Raw genomic sequence first — 24,342 nt, 5'->3', positions numbered from 1 at the left:
CTGTTGTGCGCGACAAGACCTCCCTGGCCCTACCCGTCTCCCTCGACCGCGAACACGCGCCCGTCAACCTCCTCAACCAGACCCGCCGTCTTGGCGATGTCCAGCACCTTGGCTAGCAACTCGCGCACAGGTGCCGTGAGTCGGGTGTATCCGAACAGACGCGCTGTCTCTTTGAGCACCTCCTCGGCCACGGCGCCGTGGCCCGTCACTGCCACGTCCTTCATGGCGTTGAGGATCTCGTGCGGCGCGATGTCCGCGAGCTCGCGGCGCTCCCCAGGCGCCGCCACCCGAAAACTGCGGTACTCGTGCGGCTGCACGCCCTGAGGGAACGCGAACTCGCCCAGCACCGTCGAGTGCACCAAGCCAGAGCGAATGGTCGGCCGGATCATCGCCTTGCGACTCTCCACTACACGGCTCAGGCCAGCACGTAGGCCGATGAGCTTCATGAGACGGTCAAGGCTCAGCGGGGCCTCCGCGGCCACAATCTGGTCCGCCACTGCCGTCACCGGGCCGTAGCAGGTCGGCCATCGCAGGCGGTTTAGATCGTGCACCGTGATGTGGTTCACTCCACCCATGTCCACCTCGCGCCACACCTCGAGGCGCCCGTCGGCCGGCAGTTCCGGCGTCGCCAAGTGCTCCGGGTCCGCGGCGTCGAAGTCTGCAGCGTCAGCCGCGCCGTCCTCAGCGTCGTCCTGCTGCGCCGCCTCGCCATGGTTGGCAGGCTCTTCATGCGCCGCGACATCCGCGGCCACGGGCTCTGCCTCCGCAGGCGCCTCGTCGGCCTCGCGAGCGCCCGCCTCATCGCGCTCACCCCGCGCGGCCGCCAGCACCGAGGCCACCACTGCGTCGGGCTCATAGACCCACGACGGTAGCCACACCCGCACCACGGAATCCCAGCCCATGGAACCACACAGGATTGCGGGCGGGAGCGACTCGCGGTCGCCCACCGTCTTGCGGCCAGCCCACTCGGGGGTGTCCAGCAACACAGCCACCCAACCGCGCCCTGGCGCGCGCACGGCCAGGTCAACCGAGAAGTCCGACAGCCCCACCTGCGCACGCACCTCCAGACCCTCCGCCTCAAGTCGCGTGACAATGCGGGCGCGGTGAAGGTCGCGCCGCTCCGCCGTCTGCATGGCGAGCGCGCCGTCAAAGCCAAACGCGGCTACGGCCAGGTAATCCCGCAGGTGCTCCAGGCCGGTGGAGGAGGTACGGTCCAGCTCGATGTGCTCGGGAGTGAAGGAGGAGAAGATCACCACTCGCTCGCGGGCACGCGTGATGGCCACGTTGAGCCGACGTTCGCCTCCCGCGCGGTTGAGCGGGCCAAAGTTGAGCGGCAACTTTCCCGTCTCCGGGTCCGGCGAGAACGCAAGCGTGAACAGCACCACGTCTCGCTCGTCGCCCTGCACGTTCTCTAGGTTCTTGACGAACAGCGGGTCCTCAGGCCGTGCCAACGCCGCGTCCACCCGCTCGTCACGCGCTGCCTCCAGCAGGTCAAGCACCAAGTCCCGCTGCTCGACGTTGAACGTCACCACACCGATCGACGCTGCGGGCTTGGCCGCCAGTATCGCGCGCACCTCCGCCACCACGGCGTCGGCCTCCGCTCGGTTGACGCGCCGCTTGCCGCGCTCAAACTGGCCGTTGACGTGACGCCACGAGATACCCACATCGTCGCGACCCCCAGGCGGGGAGGGGAAGGTCGACAGCCTGCCCTCGTAGTAGTAGCGATTGGAGAACGCGATGAGGCTCTCGTCGCGACTGCGGTAGTGCCACGAAAGCCACAGCCGCGGCAAGCGTGACTCGACTGCCTCGGTAAGGATGGACTCCTGATCCACTGGCGCAAAGGCGTCGTCCTCGTCGTCCTCCTCCACGCCAAACATGTCACTGCCGCCAAACTCCGTGGGCGGCATCTGGCGGGAGTCGCCCACCACCACCACGGACTTGCCGCGACCCATCGCGCCCACGGCCTCGGCCACGCGAATCTGCGACGCCTCATCAAACAGCACCACGTCGATGTCGATCGCACCGGGGGGCAGGAAGCGCGCCACCGAATGCGGGCTCATGAGCAGGCAGGGCGTCACCTCGCCGATCACGGAGCCGTACTCCGTCAGCATGCGGCGCACGCTCATGCCGCCGCGCTTGCGCCCCAACTCGCGGTCAAGCTCGCCCACGCGGCCCATCAGCCTGTCCGACGTGAAGCTCCTGGCCCGCACAATCCCCGCCGGCAGCTCCGTCACTAGCGCCTCGCGCACTGCTGCGGTGCCCTCCACGTACCGCTCGATCTGACGCTCACGCTGGCGACCGTCAAAGCCCACCATGCCCGCAGCCTCGAGTCGCTCCTGCAGCACAGCACGTGCCGCGGCCAACCTGAACGACGACTCCACGTCCTCGCCTGGAATGCGTCCAGCACGCACCTCGGCCACCCACTCGGCCGCGCCCACATCTTCGAGCCGGCGCGCCTCGAACTGCACCGCCTCCCACCTGCTGAGCCGCACCAATGCGCCGCCGTCGGCGTCCTTGCGCCACTCCGGCAGGTCCCGCTCCAGCGCGCCCAACACCGTGTCGTCACCCATCCAACGGGCCACGTCAGACGGTCTCGACCCGAGCGCTTCGAGCAGAGACTTCCACGCCTCACGTAGCGCGGTGGCGGCCGACGCTCCAGCCGACGCCTGCGGCGAGACCTCGCCCGACGCTTCGGCCGCGGAAGCCCCTGCACCGGCACCCGCCACCTGGCCGAGCAAACTCCCGCCGAACGAGAACGAGTCGCCGGTGGTTGCCTGCGCGAGCGGCAGCGCATCGCCGCGCAGCAAGTCCCGCGCGGCGTCGCGCGCCGCGTCGGTCATGCGGGAGACACCCGCCGCCGCGTACAGCGCCTCCACGTGATTCCAGAACTCGTCAGCACCCTGCGGCGTGAGGATGTTCCACGTGGGCGGGAGTTCCACGCCCAACTGGGACTGCGCTTCGGCCCGTACTTTCGCTGCAGAGGCACGTGTCGTCACTGCGGCGTCGAGCACCGCGGTGAGCGAAGCGGGTGATGCTGCTCCTGCCTCGGTGAGCACCCCGGCCATGCGAGCAATCAGAGCCTTGCGTCGGCGGCCCTTGAGCCACTTGCGGTCGGCCTCGTGGGAAGCCACGGCCCACGCTTCGAGCTCGGGGTGGTGCAGCAGCTCGGGTCGGGCCGCGCTCAGTAGCTGGCTTGCGCCCGTGCGCACCTGTTCCACCTGCTCGCGGAGCCGCGCCGCTTCCTGCGGCCACGCTGCACCCACGCGCGGGCCCGCCAGGTCAGGGTCCAGCCCGCGGCCCGCTGCCACATGCTCTGCGAACGCAAGCGCCACGTCAAACTCGTCGTAGGACCTCGCTTGAGCCACGAGCCGACGCTCGGGCCCGTCGCCAAGGCCCGCTACAGCACGAGCCACGCCTTCCGCGGTGGCACCGAGCGTCACGCGGTCCGCGCCGTCGCGCAAGGGCGTTCCGGCGAGGTTCCAGGCCTGCCGCTGCACGCGCGCGCCGAGATCCTGGACCGCCTCACCCAAGGTGCGGGCCGCCTCTGCCGTCCATGCGAACGCCTCGCCGTCCCGCGCAATGGCGAGCGAGACGTCGGGCACCTCAGCGTCCCGCACCAAACCCTCGAGCGCCAGCGCCACCTGCGATGCCTCCCATGCGGAGAGACCAGCAGCACCCTGCTCGTGCAGCTGCTTGGGATAGCGGTCCAGCGTGCTCACCAGGGAGCTTTGCTGCGCGGACAGCGCCTCCGCCACGCTCGCCGAGCCACTGACCTGGGCGTGCATCGCTGCGCGTAGTTGCGCGCGCACATCCGTGGGCGATTGGTTCCGCCCGTGCAGATCAAGGCAGTACGGGCCGAGGCCCACAGCATCGAGCCTGCGCTTGACGACGTCCAGAGCCGCCTGCTTCTCGGCAACGAACAACACGCGCCTGCCCTTGGCAAGGCTGTTGGCGATGATATTGGTGATGGTCTGCGACTTGCCGGTTCCTGGAGGGCCCTCCAGCACGAAGGATCGGCCAACCCCGGCCCACCGCACGGCCTCGATCTGCGAGCCGTCAGCCGAGACCGGTAGCGCCTCGGTCACCTCGGCCTGCGCGTCCATCGTCGGCTCCGCCACCGGGTCCACAAAGGTGTCGGTAGGCGTCTCCACGAGGTGGCGCACCACCGGGTTGCCCAAGAAGTGCTGCCAGTTGTCGCTCACGTCTTGCCACAACTGCAACGTAGAGAACTGGAACACCGCAAGGTGCGCGGTCTCCGAGACCTTGAAGTCCAACACCGCGTCCAACAGGGCGTAGCGCAATTGGGCTAGAGCGTCGTCTACGTCGATGCCGTGGCCGTCTTCCAACGGGCTGGCCAGCGCGGGCACGACCAGCTGATGCGACACCCGCAGCTTCTCCAGGAGGCACTGGTTGGGCACAGCGACGGCACCGTCCTCGATCTGGATCTTGGCAAGTTGGCCGCGCCGCACCTTGATGGTGGCGGGAATCAGGAATAGCGGCGCCTTGGCCTTGCGTCCTGTGTCCTCCCACTCCAGTGAGCCGAGGGCGATGTACAGGTTGTTGGCGCCCGTCTCTTCAAGCACGGTCTTGGCCTTGCGCGCCAAGCCCACCACGCGCCCGTTGTACTGGCTGGACGTCACCTGCGAGTACAGCAGGTGCTCGCCCTCCATGATGGACGCGAGCTGATCGGCTGGCAGGTCCTGCGTGGACTCCACGCCGTTCGCCCTGCTCAGGGCATTGACGTCGTCGGCCGTGCCCACGGTGAACGACGCCCCCTTGGCGAGCATGTCCTCAAACCTGCCCAGGTATCCAGGCGGTATCGCGAGGTCCAGCCCCGCGCGGTGGGTGCGCATGTTGAGCAGCGGGTTGCGGAACGTGAGGTCAAGGAGCGCGTTGCGCCACGATGCGACGCGAGGCGGGTAGCTGACGCCGCGTGACTCGTAGGCCGACGCGTCGTTCTTGTGGTGCTCGATGGCGCGCGCCGCCTGTCGCTCCACTTCCACGACCACTTCGCCATCGATGCGCCGGATCACTGGCAGCGGCCGCACCCTGCGGTGAGCCCGGCGCACGTCCAGAATGAAGTCGATCTCCCGCGAAGACTCACGCATCCAGTCGCGAGCGCTTTTGACAGCGACGTCCAACGACCTCTCGGACTGCGCGAGAGCCTCATTGGTGTCCACCGGCCACAGGATCGTGGAGTCGACAAAGGTCTGCACCGTGGATCCCTCTTCGATGGCCACGAGCGGCAACTGGCTGTCGGTGATCATCACGCCAGCGAGCGCGCGGCGCCTACCCGAAACGATGAGCGGGTTGAGCCCGCAAGCCTCCGCCACGGATGCAAAGATCGTGGCGGCCTCAAGGTCCGTCGCCCGCCCAGACTCGAGCACCACGCTGGGGCGGCGAACTCGCCGCGCCACGGAGGAGCCGCCTTCCGCCGCGCGCTGACGTGACAACTTGAGCGCGATGAGTTCGTCCCAGATGCCCTTCGTGATGGCGATCGCGCGCTCCGCGCCGCCTTCATAGCCGTTCAGTGTGCCGTCGCGCGTGGTGCTCGCCAGGCGCGCGGACACGGCCTGCACGATCCCCTCGACGCCGGGGTCGCGCGGCATGACGAACGCCGCAAGGCTCTCCGGAATGGCACCTGCCCACCACTCGTCGGCCGCCAGAAGGCGAATGGTGCCCTCCGCGTCGGCCCTGCCATCGGCCGACGTGAGAGTCACCCGCAGCGTGGCGTTGAGTGCCTCGTCGATCGCGGCAAGCGTGGCCGAAGGGAATGGCCACCGCAGCAGCGGAACTGGGATGTGCCGCTCGGAACCGGCGCTCACGCTGAGCGGGCCGAGCACCAGCGGGGCGCCAAGGTCGATTCCCTCGCCCGCCGCGAGCACGAACTCCAGCGTGGAGACCTCGACGTCCGCGCCCGATGCATTCGTCACCGTGACATCTACCAGGGGCGAGACACCATTGTGGGACAAGGCAAAGTTCACGGCCGTCTGGAACGTGAGGTGTACTTCAAGGTTCGGGAGCGCCACGCGCATCTCGCCCAAAGCGGTGCGTTCGCGCCAATCGTCAAGCACGCGTTCGAGCTCCGCGTCGGTGAGCACGGCCTCGATGGCGCCGCTCTCATCCGTCATCAGGGCGACGTCCACCGCGTCGGCGTCAACGGGATCGCCTTCGACCTGGGGTGCGAGGCTCCGAGCAGCCGCAGCCGCGAGTACTGCCGCCTCCGTGCCGAGCGAGTCAAGCAATCGCGCGGCGGTGTCGATGATGCGATGCGTGTCGGCCCGGCCGAACGCCTCGCCGTGCGACCAGCGAGTCGCGGCCGAACGCAGTTCGGTGGCGAGAGCACGCTGCTCGAAGCTCAGTTCGGGTGTGAAGGAACGCCACTCCTCGGTGAGGACCCGAAGGATCAATGCGGGGTCGCTCGCGTCGTGGCGCTGGGGACGGCGAGTGCGGACCTCGTCGCGCATCTCCAACATGGCGACCCAGTCGCCGTGTTTGGTCTGAGCACCGAGCGCCCTATCGATGGATGTACGAGCGCCTTCCACTACACATTCAAGGCTCAGTTTGACCGCCGCGCGACCCGTAATCATCAGCACCCCTCATCAGCCGGTGGCGCCACTGTATCGAGGCCTGGCGACCTGGCCTAGACCTAGACGGGCGCCAGCGATCTCCATCAAGCGCAACCACGGCCACCAGTCCTTGATCCTGATGCGTGGTCCGCTTCACAAGAAAGCCTCGTCGCCCTCCACCGAGATCTCGCACTCCCGAACCTCGCGGGTGAGTTGGCTGGCCGTACGCATCGCGTCCACCATGCCCAGCATGTAGCGCCGGTTCACAGACTGACCGCCTGGTCGTACAGCTCCCCGCTGATGCGCACGCGCCCGTCCCTGCACGGCACTTCGCGCAGCGCCGCGAGGGTCGCGTCGAGCTCGTGCGGGACGGCGTCTTCTTCGCCTCGACTTCCGTGCTGTATCAGCCTGCGGCCTTCGCGGGTCGCCCTGAACTGGCCGACGCCCGCGAACCTCACCAGTCCAGAGGCAACAAGCCGCCCCAGGCTCACCTCGAGTTGGGCCGTCGTCGGGTAACCAGGCTGTGGGTAGCCTGCCCGGGCGAACACCTGATGCGGTGGCGTCGGCTCGCTGCCATGGCCGACGCCCCTCAAGGCCGCAGCATCGTCCTGTGTCCAGGTAGGCGCGCCGGCCCGGACCCGGCGAGCCTGCGACCCGACCAACCTCCGTCGAGCCCAAGGAACGTACGCCGCATAGACCGCCACCAGCGCTGCGACAGCAGCCGCAGACTGCAGCCAGATGCCGCCCGGCACCAACGCGGAGGCGGCGCCTGCAGCGATCGCGCCGAGGACCCAGCCCCAGATTGTGGCGGCCCTTCTCCACGGCTTGAGCAGCCCCGCAGTTGCCACCACGATCACTATCAGCGCCAACACCGTTGCGCCCCCCGGCAGCATCATGAACGCGTCGCTCGACACGGGCCTTCGCGTGAGCGGGCCATAGTTGGAGTTCGCTCCGATGATGATGAAGCCAAAGAGCGCGCCGAAACCGTAGAGAACCCATTCCCCAGCGGTGAGGCTGATGGGTGCAGCGAACTCGTGTTTGTGCCGAAGCGCGATCCCCACGAACGGCACCGCAAGGGCCGCCAGGCCCACACCCAACAGCAACCACACGGGGAAGGCGTGAACCTCCGTAAGCGTGTCGACTGTCCCGAGCTCGGCCGTCTTCGCCCAAGCGCAACAAGGCATCCCTTCAAAGCCGACGCGCTCCCAGGCGCCCTTCGCGTCGCGCACCGCGAATCCGTCGGTGCCGTTGCCCGCGATCACCACAAACCCGGTGTTCGTGGCGACCACGCCCACGCCGTTGGTCACAAAGTCGGAAGGCGCCTTGCCATATGCGTGCTCCAATTGCTCCAGTTGGTCAGGGGTGAGTTGCCAGTCAACGTCCCAGGTCGCACCACCGTCGGCACTCCGTTCCACACCAGTCGCCCCCGTCATCGCTCGGAAGCACTCGGACGGATCGGAAGGGACGCAGTCCTCAGTCTGATTCGGGATCGGAATCCCGTAGCCGTAGTCCTCGGCCCGAACCGACTCGATGCCCACTCCGTGCCACGTGCCGTTCTCATAGGTGAAGCGCACGGTCTCGTAGTGCTCATTGACACCAGAGACATAAGCCTGCGTGACCCCCTCGTTGTCGACCACCACGTTGGCGTGCGGGTCATCTGAAGCGGAGGTCGCGACCGATGCGAGCAGCGCCAGCGGCACCACGGCGACGGTCACCGAGTTCTTGAGCCGAGCGCGACGCGCGCTACCTTGCGTTCGCGAGCGCCCCGCGACCCACGCGGCGAGGCCCAGGGCGGGCAGGGCCAACAGGTCGGTCACGTCGGCGCGGACGACGCTGGGTCCGGCGATCGCACTCAGCACGGCCGACGCCGTCGCGGCTCCCGCCCACGTCGCCTTGACCCATACGAAGCCCACGCCCGTGATTGCGACCGCGGCCAGGTCAAGCTGGCGCACCTCCGGCCGCCGCAGCACCCGGGCCACCGCGGCGAGCGCCACCGCCACGAGCGCCGGAAAGAACACCAGGCCGGCAACGTCGGAAAGCTTGCCCGTCCACCACGTGCCATACGCAGCCTTGAGCACGTGATCGTTGAGCACCAGTACGCCAATGGCCACCAGCGACACCGGATGTGCGAGCCACCTCAGCGTCGCGCGCAATTGCGATTCCCCCATGAACGCAAACTAGCGCGACTCTGCCCAGGCATGGCAGGCATTGAGGCCAAGCCGCAATGCACCGCAACCGAACCGTGACGAAGCGCTACCCCACCGCCCGCCGCAGGTCCTTCATGTGGAGCACCAGGTGCATCGGGTCGCTCGGACTTGGCTCAAACGACGGCAAGTGCCGCAGATAGAACTCTCGCGCCTCCTCCGTCTCACAGTGCACCAGCAGTCCGCGACACCCGATGCGGCTCCCCACCTCAAGAGTCCGTGCGACCACATCTCGAAGTAGCGCCCTGCCTAACCCGTGGCCTTCGTGACGCTGATCCACCGCAAGGCGCGCGAGCAGCGCAACCGGCACTGCGTGCTTCCCACCGCCGGCAGCGACGCGCGTCGGAGCGGCCTCAAAGCTGATCGCTCCCATCGTCCACGCGTAGTACGCCACTACGTCGGGCTCGCCGCTCTCCACTACCACGAAAGTGCGCGTGAATCCTCCGCCGTGGGATCCGGGGGCTTGCTTCAGTAGCCACTGGGTTTGCTCGGTGGAACGAGAGCGGAAGCCGTCGAGAACGTGGTCGCCCCGCAGCAGAGAGGGTGCAACATAGGATGGCGCACCCCCAGCCCGGCCTGTCATGGCAGCCGCCTACTCGGTGACGAAAATGCTTGGCTCGGAGAGCAGCGCGCGCACATCGGGCAAGTCGCGCGCGGGCCGCTCGCACATCTCGTCCCACAGCGCGGCCTCGACGGGTGAGAGCACAAACTCGGTGCGATCGGCGAGCACGCGAAGCGCGGCGATGCGCAACTGCTCGTTGGCGAACGTCGAGACGGGCGTGCCTGCGGCGTCGGCTGCACGCGCAAACAACTCGCGGTCGGCGGCGGTGGTGCGGAACTCAAAGCGCTGATCCTTCTTTGTGGTGTGCGACATGCGGGCTCCCCTTCGCCAGGTGTACGGACAGTGTACGGCACGGCACCGAACGCCCACCAGATCAGTCGCGATCACTCCGAGTTTCGCACTCACCATCGCGTCGTCGTTGTGCTTCCGTTATCTGTTTGTTATCGTTTCGTTACACGAAGCCCGAGGCGGCAGTCCCGGGACAAACCCAACGAAGGGTGATCGCCATGACCTCCACACCTCGCCGCCTCATCGCCGTGGACGCTCAGACCCTCCTCGGCTGCCGCCCGGGCAAAGCGAGCAAGGCGCGCTGGGAGTTCGCCATCGCAGGATCACTCGGCGCCGTAAGCTTCCGCGAAGCCACCGACCACCTGATCATCGCCGTCACGCCCGACTGGGCATTCACCGTCAAGGCGCTCGCACCCTTCGCGCGGCTACTCGTACGAGCGGGCCGTCACGGCGCGGACCTCGCACTGTGCACCGCGCTCGAGGACGCGGACTTCATCGCGAGCCGCTACCACGAGGCGGTCGTCGCCAGCGGGTCGCACATCTTGCGCGAGCCCCTCCGCGCCCTCGCCGACGCCGGCGTCGACACCACCGTTGCCTGCCTCTCGAATCAGACCTCCCGCCAACTGACTGCCGTCGCTGGGCATGTCATCTGGCTGGACCGCCCGCGCGGGGTACTGAGCGACACCGCGACCGTCGCGACAGCGTCGGCCGGTGGTTCTGCGACCGACCGCAGGGCACCTGCACCCGCGACAGCTGACGCCACCCCGCGCGCTGTCCCCCCGCGCACCCGCTTGGGTCTCGCCGCCTAGCCTCTTCCCGGCAAGGCCCGCACGGGCGCCGCCTCACCGAATTTCGCATTTCAGCTCAGGCTTAAATGCCCGATACGGAACCCGACATCGCGCGCCCCACCCCACCCCAGCGTCGTCCGCCCCAACGCCTGGCCATAATGAAACGTGGCCTCCCAATCGATCTACCAACGCCTGGTCCGCGGCGACGACGCCGACATCGACAGCCTCAGCGAGCAAGCCCGGCCACATGTGGCCACCAACGCGCTGCGCCAGATGGGCGCCCAGACGCTGCAGTCCATGGGCGACCAGGTGGTCAACGCCAAGACGGTGCTGCCGTGGTTGCTGAACGCGCTGGGCGCGCCGGGGGCGTTCGTCGCGTTCCTGGTGCCCATCCGCGAGTCGGGGTCGATGTTGCCGCAGGCCGCGTGGGCTCCGCGGGTGCGGTCGCGGCGCCGACGCAAGGGCGTCTGGGTCGCGGGAGCCGCCGGCCAGGCGCTGGCGACGGCGGGGCTAGCGCTCGTCGCGGCCACCGCGTCGGGCTGGGTCGCAGGTGTGGGCGTCCTGACGTCCCTGGCCGTGTTCGCGCTGGCCCGGTCGCTCAGCTCCCTCGCCGGTAAGGACGTGCTGGGCCGCACCGTGCCCAAGGGGCAGCGGGGCCAGATCAAGGGCGTCACCACCGTGGCATCGTCCGCCGTGGCGCTGACGCTCGGCCTCGCGCTGCGGCTCTGGGGCGGCGACCGCCTAGGGGCCGGGGTGCTCGCCGCGCTGCTGGGCGCGGCGGCGCTCGCGTGGGTGGTGGCGGCCGTGATTTACGGGACCATCCGGGAGCCCGCCGGGGAGGTCGCGGCGGCGGACGGCAATACGGCCGACGCTGGGGGTGACGGTGACGCCGACCAGCCCGGCTGGGCCTCGCAGTCCGTACACCTGTGGCGGTCCGACGCGGTGTTCCGGCGGTTTGTTGTCGCGCGGGCCCTTTTGCTTGTCTCGGCGCTCAGCCCGCCGTTCGTGGTGGGCCTAGGGGTCCAGCAGGGCCAGTCGGGGCTGTCCTCGCTTGGCCTGTTCGTGATGGCGCAAGGCGTGGCGGGACTGGTGGGCGGGCGCGTGTTCGGCCGGCTCGCGGACAGATCCTCCCGGCGACTCATGATCGGCGCCGCCCTTGCGGCCTCGTCGGTGATCGTGGCATTCCTCGGCCTACTCGCCCTCCCCGGCGTCGGCGACGCTGTGTGGCTTGCCCCCGCCACCTACCTGCTGCTCGCCCTGGTCCATGTGGGGACGCGGCTGGCGCGCAAGACGTACGTGGTGGACATCGCCGAAGGTGATCAGCGCACCCAGTACGTGGCGGTGGCCAACACGATCATGGGGGTGCTGCTGCTGGCCGTCGGCGCGGTCACCGCGGCGCTGGCCGCGCTGGGCAACGAGTTCGCGCTGCTGCTGCTCGCCGCGTTGGGCGTGGCGGGGGCGGTCGTGGGCACGGGGCTGCCGGAGGCCGGACGCGCGCAGTGACTCGAGGGTCCTGGTCGCGCCACAACCAGCGGTGCTACGTTCGGTGGGCAGCGACAGTGACTACTGAGGGGTGCACATGTCCGACTTCCCGCCCGAGCAGCCGCCCACCTACGCGGCGCCACCGTCGCTCCCGGCTCCACCCCCGCCGCCGTCGTTCGCCGGGATGGCACCACAGTCGATCGCGCCTCCTCCCGGTTACTCGGCACACCCGATGCCCGGCCAGGGCGCCTACCCTCAGCACGCCTACGCCGTGCCCTCCGCCGGGACCATCTCGAATGGCGCCGCAACTGCAGGACTGGTGCTCGGCATCGTCGCCCTGTTCATCAACACGCTGTTCGTGCCCTCAATCCTTGGCATCATCTTCGCGTCGGTGGGCCTGAAGAACGCCAACCAGTTCGAGCGCCACGGCTACGGGCCGGTGGGCCGCGGGCCTGCGACGGCCGGGCTGGTGTGCGCGATCATCGCCGTGGTGTTCTCGCTGCTGATCAAGTGGATGTTCTTGTTCCTGATCTAGGCTGGCGGCTGCGCAGGCGGTTCCGCAGGCACTGGCTTGCTCGGGAAGGGGCTCAGGCCCCACGCCACGGCCACGTGCGCAAGCAATCGGCTTCCTGCCACTGCTCCCGCGAGGCCAGTGACGAGGCCGACAAGCGCGTCTGCCCAACCATCTCCCGGCACCACATAGACCAGCGCCCCCACCACGACCGCGGCTCCGGTTGCGAGAAGGGCGAGGCGCCACCGCAGGCGACGCGTCCAACCTCCCGCAACGGAGAACGCGATCACAGCGAGCGGCACCGCAGCGCAGAGGGAGACCACAGAGAGGGCTTGGTGGACCATCCATTGGTCGCTGTAGACGGACCCGTTGAACCCAAGCGGACCCGACGCGATCGCGGCCATAGCGGCAGACGCGCCAGTGCCTCCAGCCCACCAGGTCGCATGGCGGACACGCGGTGAAGGGGTGTGCTCCTCGCGACTCACCAGGCGCCGTCGTGCCAGCGCCAGCATCAGCGCACTAGTCGACGCCATCGCGGCGATCGCCCATGCCACCGCGGGCGGCACGAGAGCGCCGTACGGCATCCAGCGCGTGGGCAATGCGGCTAGGGGCCAGGCGGAGCAGCACTCGAGGTCGGCAAATCCTCGCCGCTCCCAACTGCCGCCTTTGGAGAGCACCAGAAGTCCGTCGCGTCCAAGAGTCGCGACGGCCTCGATATCAGTCGTGCCCGCCTCATCCGGCCCGACGAAGGCGACTCCAGTGGCTTCCAGCGGCTCGTCCGGTGGAAGTGCGTAGGCATCCCGCAACGCCTTGACGTCGTCCTCGCCAGCAGCCCACGCGTCCGTCCACGTCGCGCCTGCGTCGCGCGTTTCCTCCACCGCGAGGCGTCCGGGCACCGTGCGCAGGCACCGGTTTGGCTCATCGGGGGAGCACATCTCACGTTGGCGTCCGTCGGCTTCGAACGAGGGGGCATCCACCCACTCGCCCTCCTCCATGACGTACGGCCCACACGGCGCGACATCGCACTGGCCCGGACCGACGGCCCAGGCGTCGGTGCCGTCGTGAATAACCACGGCGTGTGGAGGAGTCGCGCCGGTAGCCACCGACGCCAAGACGGCCAGCGGGAAGACGGCAGCCCCCACTGCTCGGCGACGGCGGAGCGCTCGTTGGTCCGGCTCGGAGCCGTGTGCGCCTCCGGGCGTCGCGGAGCGCTTGCCCGACGCCCACAGGGCCAAACCGAGCGCGGGCAAGGCGAGCAGGTCGGTGACGTCCATGCGTACGACGCTGTGGCCGGCCACCGCAGTCAGCAGGTCAGATGCCGCAGAGGCGCCGCTCGGGGTGGCTTTGACCCAGGCGAAACCCACGGCGGTCACTGCGACGGCAACGACGGGAAGTCGCGCGGCCGATGCCGCCTCCGATCGGACCCGACCCCGCACGGACGCGACCTGCGCTGCCCCCGCGAGCAGTACTCCCAGCAACGCGGGGAAGAACACCAAACCCGCCACGTCTGAGAGTTTTCCGGTCCACCAAGAGCTAAACGCTTCCTTGAGGACGTGATCGTTCAGCGCCATCACAGCCAGCGCCACGAGCGACACCGGATGCGCGAGCCATCGGAGTGCCTGGCGCATTGGCGATTCCCCCATGAACGCAAACTAGCGTGTGCGGGGTTGTGCGGACTAGCTGTTCTGGCTCATGACGTTGGTGACGCGGGCTTTGAGTCGTGAGGCTGGGGGCCGGTCCCCGATGGCAGTGTGGTCACGATGGTAGTTGTAGTGGATGTTCCAGCGCTCGATCGCGGCCGCGCGCTGTGCTTCGGATAGCCAGATCCGGGCGTAGAGCAACTCGTTCGCGATGATCCGGTTGTAGCGTTCGACTTTGCCGTTGTGTCGGGGCGTGTAGGGACGGATGTATTGATGCCGGGACGCAGTCGCGGCGATGGTCCGGATGAAGTCTTTGGCCCGATAGTTGGCTCCGTTGTCGGTGACGACGGTCACGACCCGCTCGATGCCATGCGCTTTGAAGAATGCGCGGGCGCGGGCATAGAAGCCGATCGTGGTCGACGCTTTCTCGTCGGCCAGGTGTTCGGTGTAGGCCAGGCGGGAGTACCCATCGACGATCGAGTGCAGGAACACGTAGCCGGCTTTGGCGCCTGCGACTTTGGCTCGCTCGGTGGCGCGATGCTGCTCGGATCCGCGGCCGTGGATACGATGACCACCACCATCGGGGATGCGGCCGACTTTCTTCACGTCGAGGTGGACCATGTGACCGGGGAAACGTGCCGTGATGGTGCCCACGACCCGGTTGGTGGACCCGTCAGGGTCCAGATCCCGCAACCTTGAGATCCCCAACCGTTTCAGCCACCGACCGACGGTGGCCAGTGACACAACGTGGCCGTGGGCGACCAGTTCGCGGCGGATCGCCCGAGCTGTCCAGTGATGCTCGCGCCGCCACGTCTCGATCAGCTCCACAACCTCGGGCGCGGTGATCGTGGGGCGCGCATGCGGGGCCGAAGATCGATCTGCGAGCCCGGCGAAACCATCGCTATCGAACCGGGATTTCCACTTCGACAAACACGCCCGCGATACCCCCGCCTCGGCGGCGACGTGAGCGATCGGACGGTGCTGGCAACGCTGGATCAAACGCAGCCGGCCTTCGGCAGTGAGCGGGGCATTAGCGTGGTGCATGAGGGATAGGTCCTTTTGGTCAGAACGGTCGTAGTGGTACTTCCATCCTGCCTGGGGGCCTATCCCTCGCTCACGGCCCCGCCGTCACCAACCTCATGAGACGCAACAACTAGCACCGGGTCGCCGTACGCTGAAGATCGTCCCTCGATCGGAGACCCCATGAGCAAGGATCAGCCAACGCCCGACGCCGTGGTCGCCCAAGCCACCGAACTCACCAAGTCTGACGACATGCAGTCCCGTATCTACCAGGCCATCTCGATCCAACGCCCCGTAGTGATCGAGTACCTCAAGTCGCTGCGCCGCGACAAGCCCGACGCCACCCCCGCAGAGATTCTCGACGAGCTCGGCAAGCGCTACGTCCGCACCGTGACGATCACCAGCACCGGCGTCGGCGCGTCGGCCGCTATCCCCGCCGTCGGCATCCCGCTGGCCCTTGGCCTGGGCGTCGGCGATCTGTTGTTCTTCTACGAGACCAGCGCCCTGTACGTCCTGGCCGCCACGGAACTGCACGGGATCGAGGTGCGCGACGCGGAGCGCGCGAGGCCGCTCGTGTTCGGCATGCTGCTGGGCCAGAAATCGCAAAGCAAGGTCACCGCGCTGGTGCTCGAGGCCGCCGGCGCTGGCGGCGTAAACCGGGCGCGCACCGTAGCCCGCGGCACCGTCGGCAAGGCGCTGCCCACCGGCTGGGGTGAGGTGCTCACCCAGCAACTGCCCGACTCGGCGCTCGCGCCGCTCGCGACCGTCATGGCGCGCGAGGCGCTCAAGGCCAGCGGCATGGTGGGCGCGCGAACTCTTGGCAAGGCGATCCCGTTCGGCCTAGGCGCCATCGTGGGCGGGGTGGGGTCCTTCACGTTTGGGCGCGACGTGGTCAAGGCGATGCGACTCGCGTTCCCCGTGACGCCCACGGTGTTTCCCGATGCGTTGGTGGAGTTTCGGAAGCCTGCGGCCGACGCTGGGGCAGGGGACGACGCTGGGGCCGGGGGCGCCGAGGCGTCCCGCGCCGTCCGGGCGTTGCAGGCGGCGGCGGGCGGAGCGTCGGCCGTTGGCGCTGGCGCGTGGGGCAAGGTGACCGGCGCGGCAGGGGCGGTGAGCGGTGCCGCTGGCGCGGTCGGATCACGACTGAAGCGCAGAAAGTCGACCTAGACCGCCGCGACGTGCCTCGCTAGAAGTCGTCGCGCCACGGGCACGTACAGCGCAAGAAAAACCGGGAGAGCCAGGAAGCCGATGGCTTCTTGACTGTCTGGGTTGAGTACCACCATTTCCGCCGCCACTCCCACCACCACCGCCCCAAGCACCCAACCCAGCACCGTGGCCCCTACCGCTCCGGCGCGCAGGAGCCCGAAGGCCGCCGTCGCCGCCACTACCGCCATCGCACAAAGCACGCCGAGGATCACGCAGGTGGCAGCACTTGCGACGAGGTCATCACTGGCCAGCGGCGCGCGCGCCGTATTGCGCGCCAGGACGCTGATTCCCGAAACGGCCGCGATCAAGTAGAAAAACACCCCTGCGCGTGGGGCGAACGCGCCCGCGCGAGACACCTGTCCATGCCGCAGCATTTGGGCCAGTAGCGGCAGTCCAAGAGTCGAAAGCACCAGACCCATGGTCCATCCCACAGGTAAAGGGCGCGGACGGGGCAACTCATTTACCGTGTCGAAGTCAGCGACGGCCAGCGAGTCGCAGCAGTGCATGGCCTCAAACCCCACGCGCTCCCACCTACGGTCTTCGCCCCTCACGGCGAAGCCGTCCCTGCCATTGCTTGCCACGACCACAAAGCCGCGGGAAGTCTCGACCACGCCCACTCCCGTGGAGGTGAACTCCTGGGCCGGGACGCCGTATGCCTCGCTGAGCGTCACCACTTCGTCGTCTGTCAAGGCCCAGTCAACCCGCCAGGTCTCGCCGCCGTCGCGAGACGCCTCGACGCCGTGGCCGCCGTTCATGACGCGAAAGCACACCGTCGGATCCGATGGCACGCAGTCCTCCCATTGCGAGCGGTGCGCATCCGGAGCGAACTGGGCTGGTTCGGCCGGGTTGTACTCGTAGAACAGCTCCCACCCCTCACCCGTGTACGTGTAGTAGGGGTCGCCGTCATAGCCAAGCGAGCCATCCGCGTGCCAAAACCATGCGCCTGCGTCGTCCGCAACGATGCCCGGGCTAGGTTCCACCGGAGCAGTGGTGGCCACCGACGCCAACAGCGCCAACGGGAGTACCACCACGCCAACGGCCCTGCGCGAGCGTTCCCGGCCGCCGCGCACCTCGAGCGCCGATGCCCGCGCCGCCCATACCGCCAGCCCTAAGGCGGGCAGCGCGAGTAGGTCGGTAGCGTCGGCGCGGATGATGCCGGGGCCAGTGATCACCGTCAGCAGCGCCGACGCCGTGCTCGCCCCCTCCCCGGTCGCCTTCACCCACACAAAGCCGACACCGGTGACGGCCGTCGCGACGAGGTCAAGGCGAGGTATGTGCGCATCCGCAAGCCGGGCGGCGCCCGCTAGCGCGACCGCGACCAGGGCGGGAAAGAAGATCAGCCCGGCAACGTCGGACAACTTGCCGGTCCACCACGTGCCGTACGCCTGCTTGAGCACGTGATCGTTGAGCGCCATCACCGCGATTGCGGCCAGTGACAGCGGATGCGCCAGCCATCTGAGCGCCATGCGAAGTGGTGAGTCCCCCATAGCCGAAAACTACTGGCACGCCGCCTTGAGGGCGCAAGTGCCGATGCCAACTCGCAATCAAACGCAACCAGAACGCAATGGTGCGCGCCTCAAATGGCCCAAACCACCTCAACGCACCCCATCGTCGGCGCGCGCGCGGAAATGAGCTCTTGAGGCTGTGACATTGATCACATACACTCACGAAGATGAGCCTCGAGCAGACCCGCAAGGACGTCACGCGCCTGCGCGCCGAGTTCGACCGGCAGCCTCGGGACAACGCGCTCCACCTCGCCCAGCGGCTCTCGTGGTACTCGATGCAGTTGGCGCTCGACAACCAGCAGGCCGAGTCAGAGGCCACCTGGACAGAGGCCCTTCAGGTCGCCGAGCACGTGCTCACCGGGCCTGGGCCTTCCCAGTTTGAGCGCACCGAGTTGATCCGCATCGGCGTCGGCACGGCCCGCTGTATGGTCGAGGCCGGGCGCGCCGAAGAGGCCCTCTCCGTGCTCGCCAAGGCCGAGGAGCAGTACCAACTGCTCGCCGAGGCCGCCACCAACCCGGTCACCGTGCTCGCCTTGCGCGGCGCGATCCTCACCGGCTTGGCGCACGCACACGCGGCCCTTGGCAACGCCGACGCCGAATTCGACTGCCTTCTTGAGGCCACCTTGGAAATGGTGTCGGGTTCAGGGACGAACCCGCTCATCGTGCGGCAGATGCTGAAGCCGCCGCTGCGGGAGTTGCACGGTCTGCTGACGCGGCGCTAGGGGCTAGCTCCGTCCGGTCTCTGCCTTTCCACCGCTCCCCACCGCAAATGGCTTGATTCGTACCGTTTTTGCGGGGGTCCGGGCCGCCGGTGGCTCAATTCGTACCGTGTCGGCCCTTGGCCCGCCACCTAATGGCTTGATTCGTACCGTGTCGGCCCCTGGCCCGCCACCTGGTGGCTTGATTTGTACCGGGTTTCGCTGTGCCGGGCCGACGCCGGGGTGGGGTTTGCGTGCCTGCCGGGCCGACGCCGGGGTGGGGTTTGGTGGGTGGGTGGTGTCGTGCCCAGGCCGGGGTGATGGAGCTTGTCCACAGGATATCGTGCCTGGTAGGTGGTTGTCAGGGGGTGGTGGTTGACTGTTTGTCATGACCAACCGGACGGTGCTGGAGCGGGCACGAGTGCAGCAGGTGAGCGCGCTGTTGCGTGACCTGGTGCACTGTGACGTGTCCGGACTGTGTGAGGACGAGTTTCTTGCCGTGCTGGACGAAGTTGTGGCCGTGGCCCGCCTGTCTGACACGTTGCGGGCACGGGTAGCAGGTGACCTGTCCAGGCGCTCCACCCCGGATCAGTTTGGTGGTGGTTTGGCACGTCGGCAGGGGTTTGGTAACGCAGGGTTGATGGTCGCTTCCGTCACCGGTAGCACCACGGCGGGAGCGATGCGGACCATCGAAGCCGGAAGGGCGTTACTGCCAGAACCAGTACTCGCCGACGCGGACGCCTCGGTATCGGACGCCGATGGGGCGGATCTCCTGGGACCACACGTGGACGCCACGTCTGCCGTCCTCACCCCCGGACCGGCGGCACCTCGGTTTCCTGCTGTTGCTCAAGCAGCACTGGATGGGGTGTTGTCCACCGATGCGGTCGCGGTGATCACCACCGGTATGGAACGCCTCAGCGACCGTGTCACTAGTGGTGAGCTTCACGACCTGGAGCGCCGTCTGGTGACCAAAGCCGTCGGGTTGACACTGAAAGATGTGCGCCGACTAGTTGAGCATGCCGTCGCCAGGGCCGACCTGCCAGGACACCAGGCCCGTGAGAGACGTCATTTCGAGGACAGGTTTGTGTCGTGGTCTGAGGACCACACCGGCATGGTCACCCTCAACGCCCGTTTGGATGCGGTAACAGCCGCTCCGATACGCACCGTCATTGAACAGATGGTCACCCACCAGTTCCGTGGACGCCGCGACCAAGACCCTTCCGAACAGGACCAGCGCACTCCAGGTCAAATGAGGGCAGACGCCCTGCATGATCTGGCCCGCCACGCACTGGGTTGCCAGGAGACAGCAACCTCAGGGGTGCGCACCACGATGGTGGTGCGCATGAAACTGTCCGACCTGAACTCGGGAACCGGACTTGGCAGCATCGACGGCACCACCCAACCCGTCAGCGTGAGCGAACTACGGCGCCTGGCCGGCGACGCAGAGGTCATCCCCCAAATCCTTGGCGGTCACAGCGACGTGCTAGACCAAGGCCGACGGGTCCGCATGTTCACACCCGCCCAACGCCTCGCCCTCCTCGAACGCGACGGGGGCTGCGCAAAATGTCACGCACCACCCGAACACTGCGAAGCCCACCACATCGTGTGGTGGCGCCACGGCGGAAGAACAGACCTGAACAACGGGATCATGCTGTGCACCAGATGCCACCACGACATCCACCGCCAACACTGGGGCATCCGCATCGACAACGGCCAACCCTTCTTCATCCCACCACCCACCATCGACCCCACCCAACAACCACAACCAGGCGCACTCGCCGCCATCACCCTCGACCAAGGGACAGCAGAAGGGACTGCTGAGGGTTGAGGTGACTCGGTAGGTTAGGCCGCGAGGGCGACCTGTGGAGCCATGATGGCTTCGTATTCAATGGGCGTCAATCGGCCTAGGACGCGTTGCCTGCGACGGCGGTGATAGGTCCGTTCGATCCACGTCACGATCGCGATGCGGAGTTGCTCACGGGTCGCCCAGGACTGGTTGTTGAGGACGTTCTTCTGCAGCAGAGCGAAGAAGGATTCCATGGCGGCGTTGTCGCCTGCAGCTCCGACGCGTCCCATGGATCCGATGAGGCCGTGTCGGTCGAGTTCGTGCTGGTATTTCCTAGATCGAAACTGGCTGCCTCGGTCCGAGTGCACTGTCACAGGACCGGCCGGTCGGCGTCGCTGGACGGCCATCCGCAGTGCGTTGACCGCGAGGTCGGACGTCATGCGCGCGTCTATCGAGTAGCCCACGATTCGGTTGGAGAACACGTCCTTGATCGCGCACAGGTAGACCTTGCCCTCACGGGTCGGATGCTCCGTGATGTCCGTCAGCCACAAGCGATCAGGCTCGTCGGAATTGTACGCGCGCCGCACGAGGTCGTCACGCACGGGCGGGCCGACTTTGCCGGTCTTGCCACGACGCTTGCGCTGGATCGTGGACGTGATCGCATGCTCGGAGCACACGCGCCATACCCTGCGCTCGGAGGCCGTGAAACCGGCATCAGCGAGTTCGTCAGCGATGAAGCGGTATCCGAACGCAGGGTCGTCGTGATGGATATCGAAGGCCGCGTTGGCCAGGTGAGCATCCACCCAGTCCCGTTCGGACACGGGCTGTTGGAGCCAGCGGTAGTACGGCTGCTTGGCGATGTTCAGCACCCGACACGTCACCGCGACCGGCACCCTCACGGGCGCCTCACGCGCGGCCAGCTCACGGACGAGCGGGTAGATCATTTTGGTGAGCCACCGAGTTTGAGGTTCGCCTGCGACAGATACGCTGCCGCCCGCCGCAACACCTCGTTCTCCTGCTCCAGCAGACGGTTGCGGCGACGCAACTCACGATTCTCCGCCGCCTCGTCAGTGCTCACACCACCCGCACGGCCATAATCGACAGCCTCTTGCTTGAGCCACCGCTGCAAGCACGTTGACGAGATCCCGAAATCCTTCGCGATCTGCTCCAACGACGTGTCCGGACCCCGGTCACGGGCCACCCGCAACACGTCTTCTTTGAACTCCTTGGGAAACGCTCTAGGCATAAGGAACATCCTTCCAGCAGCGACCCTCGTCGCCACAAGTCAGGAGTCACCTCAACCCTCAGCAGTCCCGAACGCGCAGACCTAGGAGAGAACTACGTCCTGCGCCAAAACCCCGCCCCACTGGAGGACTCCGCTTCCAGGGACAGCTCCGTGCTCTGTCAGGACACCCGGCAGAACTCCGCCCAACGTGCCGTATAACCCTGGAACCAAGGGGACAGCTCCGTCCTCTGTCAGGACACCCGGCAGAACTCCGCCCAACGTGCCGTATAACCCTGGAACCAAGGGGAGAGCTCCGTCCTCTGTCAGAACACCCGGCAGAACTCCGCCGAACACGCCGCATCACCATGCGACCTGCGGGTAGCCCTTCCCCACGACTTAGACCGGGTAGCCCTTCCCCACGAAGTAGACCCCGCCCATAGCCCCACGCGACGTCATACGACTATGGGACATCAGGGGCGCTGCCCGCGGCCGCTGCCGCCGGACTCCCATCCGCCGCCACCAAGATCCGATGGGGACAATTCCCTGCCCAAGCGCCCCAACCTTTTGCGCCGGGCGTACGTTACATAGACTAGAAGGCATTGGTTGAGCGGCGCCGTGCCCGAGAAGTACGACTGGCCGTTGGACTGAAAGTGGATCTGGGGGGGTCGCCGCCCTCGCGGTAGGCGCGAAAGCGTCTCGCGATGGCGACGGCCACGACCTGAGGAGGGTTGGAGCGATGGCGTGGTCGCGAGGTGACGTCCTACTGCGGGGCGTCGAAGTCGCGATCGGAGCCGCCGTTGCAACAGCCATCTTTCTGGCGATAAGCAGCGGGTGGCTGGTGTCCGGCGCCCAGAAGTTCTCCGACTGGTATGCGAGCGAAGTTGACGGCCTGCTCAACATCACCGTTGTCAGCACCGCCGTCACGCCGCCGCAACCCGAGCGCACCAACCTCCCGGTCCGAGACCGCGACACCTACATCACGCCGGCAACCGTGACCGAAGGCGAAGTCGCCCTGAGCGGCACGCCGCAGGCATCACCCACCGCTGCCTCTGACTAGAGCGGCCCGCACCGCCACCGCACCGTCGCCCGAACGCCAGCAACCATGTCACCACCTGCAGGCAACGCGCCTGCCCATCACGCTCCGATCGCGGCCGTCGTTAGCGCACTCGCACCCGTTCGCGGCGCCCCTCCCACAAACGGCTTCCCAGCCAACCGCCCGCTCCGCGCGGCATCGTCAACACCAACGCAAGCGCCCCGGCGATGAGCAGCATCGACGCCACGGGAAGCCATCGCGCACCCCAAGCCCCGAGCATCACCGCGCCGACGCGCGACCCCAACACGTTGCCCGCGTTGAACATGGAGGCGTAGGTCGCGTTGCCGATATCCACCGTCCATGGCGAGTGCCTCAGCGCCCAGTTCACCATCGCGATCACGAGGATCGACCACGAGACGCCCTGCAGCGCGATCATGGCCACCGCAATGGGCTTGAACTGCCCGCCCACAGCCAAGCCGAACCACATCACAAGGATCAGCGAAAATCCAAGAACCACCGACTTGACGGGCCAGCGGTCCACAAATCGAGCTGCGAACCAGGTGGTCACCACACCGGTGAGACCACCGACAAACAGCAAGATCGCAATCGTGTCATCGGCAAACCGCGCCACCTCGGTGAAAAACGGGCTGAAGTAGGTCCAGGTCAGCGCCATCGCCGCCGTCATCAACCCGGTGGCGGAGATGACCCGTATGAACTTGCGCATTGACGGGAACTCGCCGCGCACCATCGTCCCCTGTTGGGTGCGGAAGCTCGGCATCAGCACCGCAACCACCACAGCCAACAAGACGCCGCCGCCCGTGAGAATCCAGAAAGGGACATGCCAGTGAGTCTGCTGGGCCAAATAGGTGGCCGCCGGCAGCCCCACCACACCTGCAAGTGCGGGTCCTAGCAGCAGGCGCGCCACCGACCGTCCGCGCTGCGCAAGCGGGAACATCCCCGCCGCGGCAGGCGTCACCACCGCCCAGAAAAGCGCGTGCGCGATCCCCGTGAGTGCGCGCGACGCCATCAACACCGCATACGTGTCGGCCACCGACGCGAGCAACGTCCCAGCCGTGAAGACGCCAAGCGACGCGACCAGCACCCACCTGCGCACCATGCGCGTGGTCAGCATTGCGAGCGGCAAGGTGGTGAACATGACGGCGATCGCGAAGATCGTGGCCGCCATACCTAGCTCCGCTTCAGTCCGGCCCAGTTCCGCCGACATGGTGGTGAGCAGACCCATGGGCGCGATCTCGTTCGTCACGAACAGGAACGCGGAGACCGCGAGCGCGACCAGCACCACGTTGGCCCGCGCTGGCGAGACAGGTGGCGTCGTGGGGGGCGCAAGGGGCGACTCCTCGCCGACCTCGCCCGTGTCGAGGGCCGACCCGGTAGCCACCGCCGGGTCCACTTCGCCGGGGACAAACAGCGACTCGCCCGAAACGGGGGACGCGTATACGGGCTGATCGTCGCGGGGGTGTTCCGGGTTCGCACGGCCGACGCCGGGGTCGGGCGCGTCGCCTGCGGTAGCGCCGCCGTGCGCGCTGGCGTTCATCATGGTCCTTGCGGAAAGGCGGAGCAGGCATCGAGGCAGCGGACCGCTGGCAGACACCGTGAACCCCACGGAATCGAAACGTTTCGATCAGATTCTCTCACACGCCGCTGAGCGCCACCAGCACGGAGTGATGTTTTCGATAACGGGCGCGCCCCGTTTCCCGTCGATCGGCACCCGCTTTCGGACCGCACGCACTCGCTTTCGGACCGCACGCACCCACTTCCCGACGATCGACACCCGCCTCCCTACCGCAGGCACGTGCGAGCGAGA

The 24,342-nt window shown here is 67.5% G+C and carries 16 protein-coding genes; 7 read left to right on the top strand and 9 right to left on the bottom strand.

Annotation, left to right across the window (positions count from 1 at the left end; translation table 11 throughout):
• Nucleotides 1-29 precede the first annotated feature (29 nt).
• The 4 genes from LGT36_RS12635 to LGT36_RS12620 form a co-directional block, all read right to left on the bottom strand.
• Nucleotides 30-6,590, bottom strand: a complete 6,561-nt coding sequence (locus LGT36_RS12635) for a DUF4011 domain-containing protein (protein WP_226264499.1) — start codon at nucleotides 6,588-6,590, stop codon at nucleotides 30-32.
• 242 nt (nucleotides 6,591-6,832) lie between these two features.
• On the bottom strand, nucleotides 6,833-8,737 hold the full coding sequence (locus tag LGT36_RS12630; RefSeq protein ID WP_226095274.1) for a hypothetical protein: 1,905 nt from the start codon (nucleotides 8,735-8,737) through the stop codon (nucleotides 6,833-6,835).
• Between the two features lie 85 nt (nucleotides 8,738-8,822).
• On the bottom strand, nucleotides 8,823-9,356 hold the full coding sequence (locus LGT36_RS12625; protein ID WP_226095273.1) for a GNAT family N-acetyltransferase: 534 nt from the start codon (nucleotides 9,354-9,356) through the stop codon (nucleotides 8,823-8,825).
• Between the two features lie 9 nt (nucleotides 9,357-9,365).
• Complete coding sequence (locus LGT36_RS12620; RefSeq protein WP_226095272.1) at nucleotides 9,366-9,647, bottom strand: DUF1778 domain-containing protein; 282 nt, start codon at nucleotides 9,645-9,647, stop codon at nucleotides 9,366-9,368.
• 194 nt (nucleotides 9,648-9,841) lie between these two features.
• Between LGT36_RS12620 and LGT36_RS12615 the strand changes: the two genes are divergently transcribed.
• From LGT36_RS12615 to LGT36_RS12605, 3 genes are all read left to right on the top strand, one after another.
• A complete protein-coding gene (locus tag LGT36_RS12615; RefSeq protein ID WP_226095271.1) occupies nucleotides 9,842-10,432 on the top strand; it encodes a hypothetical protein in 591 nt (196 codons plus the stop codon).
• Nucleotides 10,433-10,576: 144 nt separating this feature from the next.
• Entirely contained in the window at nucleotides 10,577-11,914 is a 1,338-nt protein-coding gene (locus tag LGT36_RS12610; protein WP_226264498.1) for an MFS transporter, read from the top strand.
• 76 nt (nucleotides 11,915-11,990) lie between these two features.
• Nucleotides 11,991-12,428 (top strand): DUF4190 domain-containing protein, encoded by a 438-nt coding sequence (locus LGT36_RS12605; RefSeq protein ID WP_226094709.1) that lies wholly within the window; start codon nucleotides 11,991-11,993, stop codon nucleotides 12,426-12,428.
• Here the strand turns inward: LGT36_RS12605 and LGT36_RS12600 are convergent.
• Together LGT36_RS12600 and LGT36_RS12595 are read right to left on the bottom strand one after the other, a co-directional pair.
• A complete protein-coding gene (locus tag LGT36_RS12600) occupies nucleotides 12,425-14,047 on the bottom strand; it encodes a hypothetical protein (RefSeq protein WP_226094707.1) in 1,623 nt (540 codons plus the stop codon). The two genes, LGT36_RS12605 and LGT36_RS12600, sit on opposite strands and share 4 nt — an antisense overlap.
• Nucleotides 14,048-14,080: 33 nt before the next feature.
• Nucleotides 14,081-15,088, bottom strand: coding sequence for an IS481 family transposase (locus LGT36_RS12595; RefSeq protein WP_248642061.1), 1,008 nt, complete (start codon nucleotides 15,086-15,088; stop codon nucleotides 14,081-14,083).
• A gap of 159 nt (nucleotides 15,089-15,247) precedes the next feature.
• Between LGT36_RS12595 and LGT36_RS12590 the strand changes: the two genes are divergently transcribed.
• On the top strand, nucleotides 15,248-16,231 hold the full coding sequence (locus LGT36_RS12590; RefSeq protein ID WP_226094883.1) for a hypothetical protein: 984 nt from the start codon (nucleotides 15,248-15,250) through the stop codon (nucleotides 16,229-16,231).
• On the opposite strand, the gene LGT36_RS12585 is transcribed toward LGT36_RS12590, so the two are convergent.
• A complete protein-coding gene (locus tag LGT36_RS12585) occupies nucleotides 16,228-17,757 on the bottom strand; it encodes a hypothetical protein (RefSeq protein WP_226094882.1) in 1,530 nt (509 codons plus the stop codon). The two genes, LGT36_RS12590 and LGT36_RS12585, sit on opposite strands and share 4 nt — an antisense overlap.
• 185 nt (nucleotides 17,758-17,942) lie before the next feature.
• Between LGT36_RS12585 and LGT36_RS12580 the strand changes: the two genes are divergently transcribed.
• Both LGT36_RS12580 and LGT36_RS12575 read left to right on the top strand, forming a co-directional pair.
• Nucleotides 17,943-18,497, top strand: coding sequence for a hypothetical protein (locus LGT36_RS12580; protein ID WP_226094880.1), 555 nt, complete (start codon nucleotides 17,943-17,945; stop codon nucleotides 18,495-18,497).
• 364 nt (nucleotides 18,498-18,861) lie between these two features.
• The gene (locus LGT36_RS12575) at nucleotides 18,862-20,301 is read left to right on the top strand and encodes an HNH endonuclease signature motif containing protein (protein WP_248642090.1); all 1,440 of its coding nucleotides are present in this window, start codon (nucleotides 18,862-18,864) and stop codon (nucleotides 20,299-20,301) included.
• A gap of 14 nt (nucleotides 20,302-20,315) precedes the next feature.
• Here LGT36_RS12575 and LGT36_RS12570 read toward each other — a convergent pair.
• A protein-coding gene (locus LGT36_RS12570; RefSeq protein ID WP_370634249.1) for an IS3 family transposase occupies nucleotides 20,316-21,505 on the bottom strand; the annotation gives its coding sequence in 2 pieces (ribosomal slippage) (nucleotides 20,316-21,236 and nucleotides 21,239-21,505; 1,188 coding nt in all).
• A 715-nt stretch (nucleotides 21,506-22,220) separates the two neighbouring features.
• On the opposite strand from LGT36_RS12570, the gene LGT36_RS12565 reads away from it, so the two are divergent.
• Complete coding sequence (locus LGT36_RS12565; RefSeq protein WP_226095489.1) at nucleotides 22,221-22,541, top strand: hypothetical protein; 321 nt, start codon at nucleotides 22,221-22,223, stop codon at nucleotides 22,539-22,541.
• A gap of 100 nt (nucleotides 22,542-22,641) precedes the next feature.
• Here LGT36_RS12565 and LGT36_RS12560 read toward each other — a convergent pair whose 3' ends face one another.
• Nucleotides 22,642-24,075 carry an MFS transporter gene (locus tag LGT36_RS12560; protein ID WP_226095488.1) on the bottom strand — a complete coding sequence of 478 codons (1,434 nt, stop codon included), beginning with the start codon at nucleotides 24,073-24,075 and terminating at the stop codon, nucleotides 22,642-22,644.
• Nucleotides 24,076-24,342: the final 267 nt, after the last annotated feature.

Source organism: Demequina sp. TMPB413 (genome assembly GCF_020447105.2).
Taxonomy (GTDB): domain Bacteria; phylum Actinomycetota; class Actinomycetes; order Actinomycetales; family Demequinaceae; genus Demequina.
The sequence above is the reverse complement of the archived record's forward strand: the minus strand, read 5'-3'. Positions and strand labels throughout refer to the sequence as shown.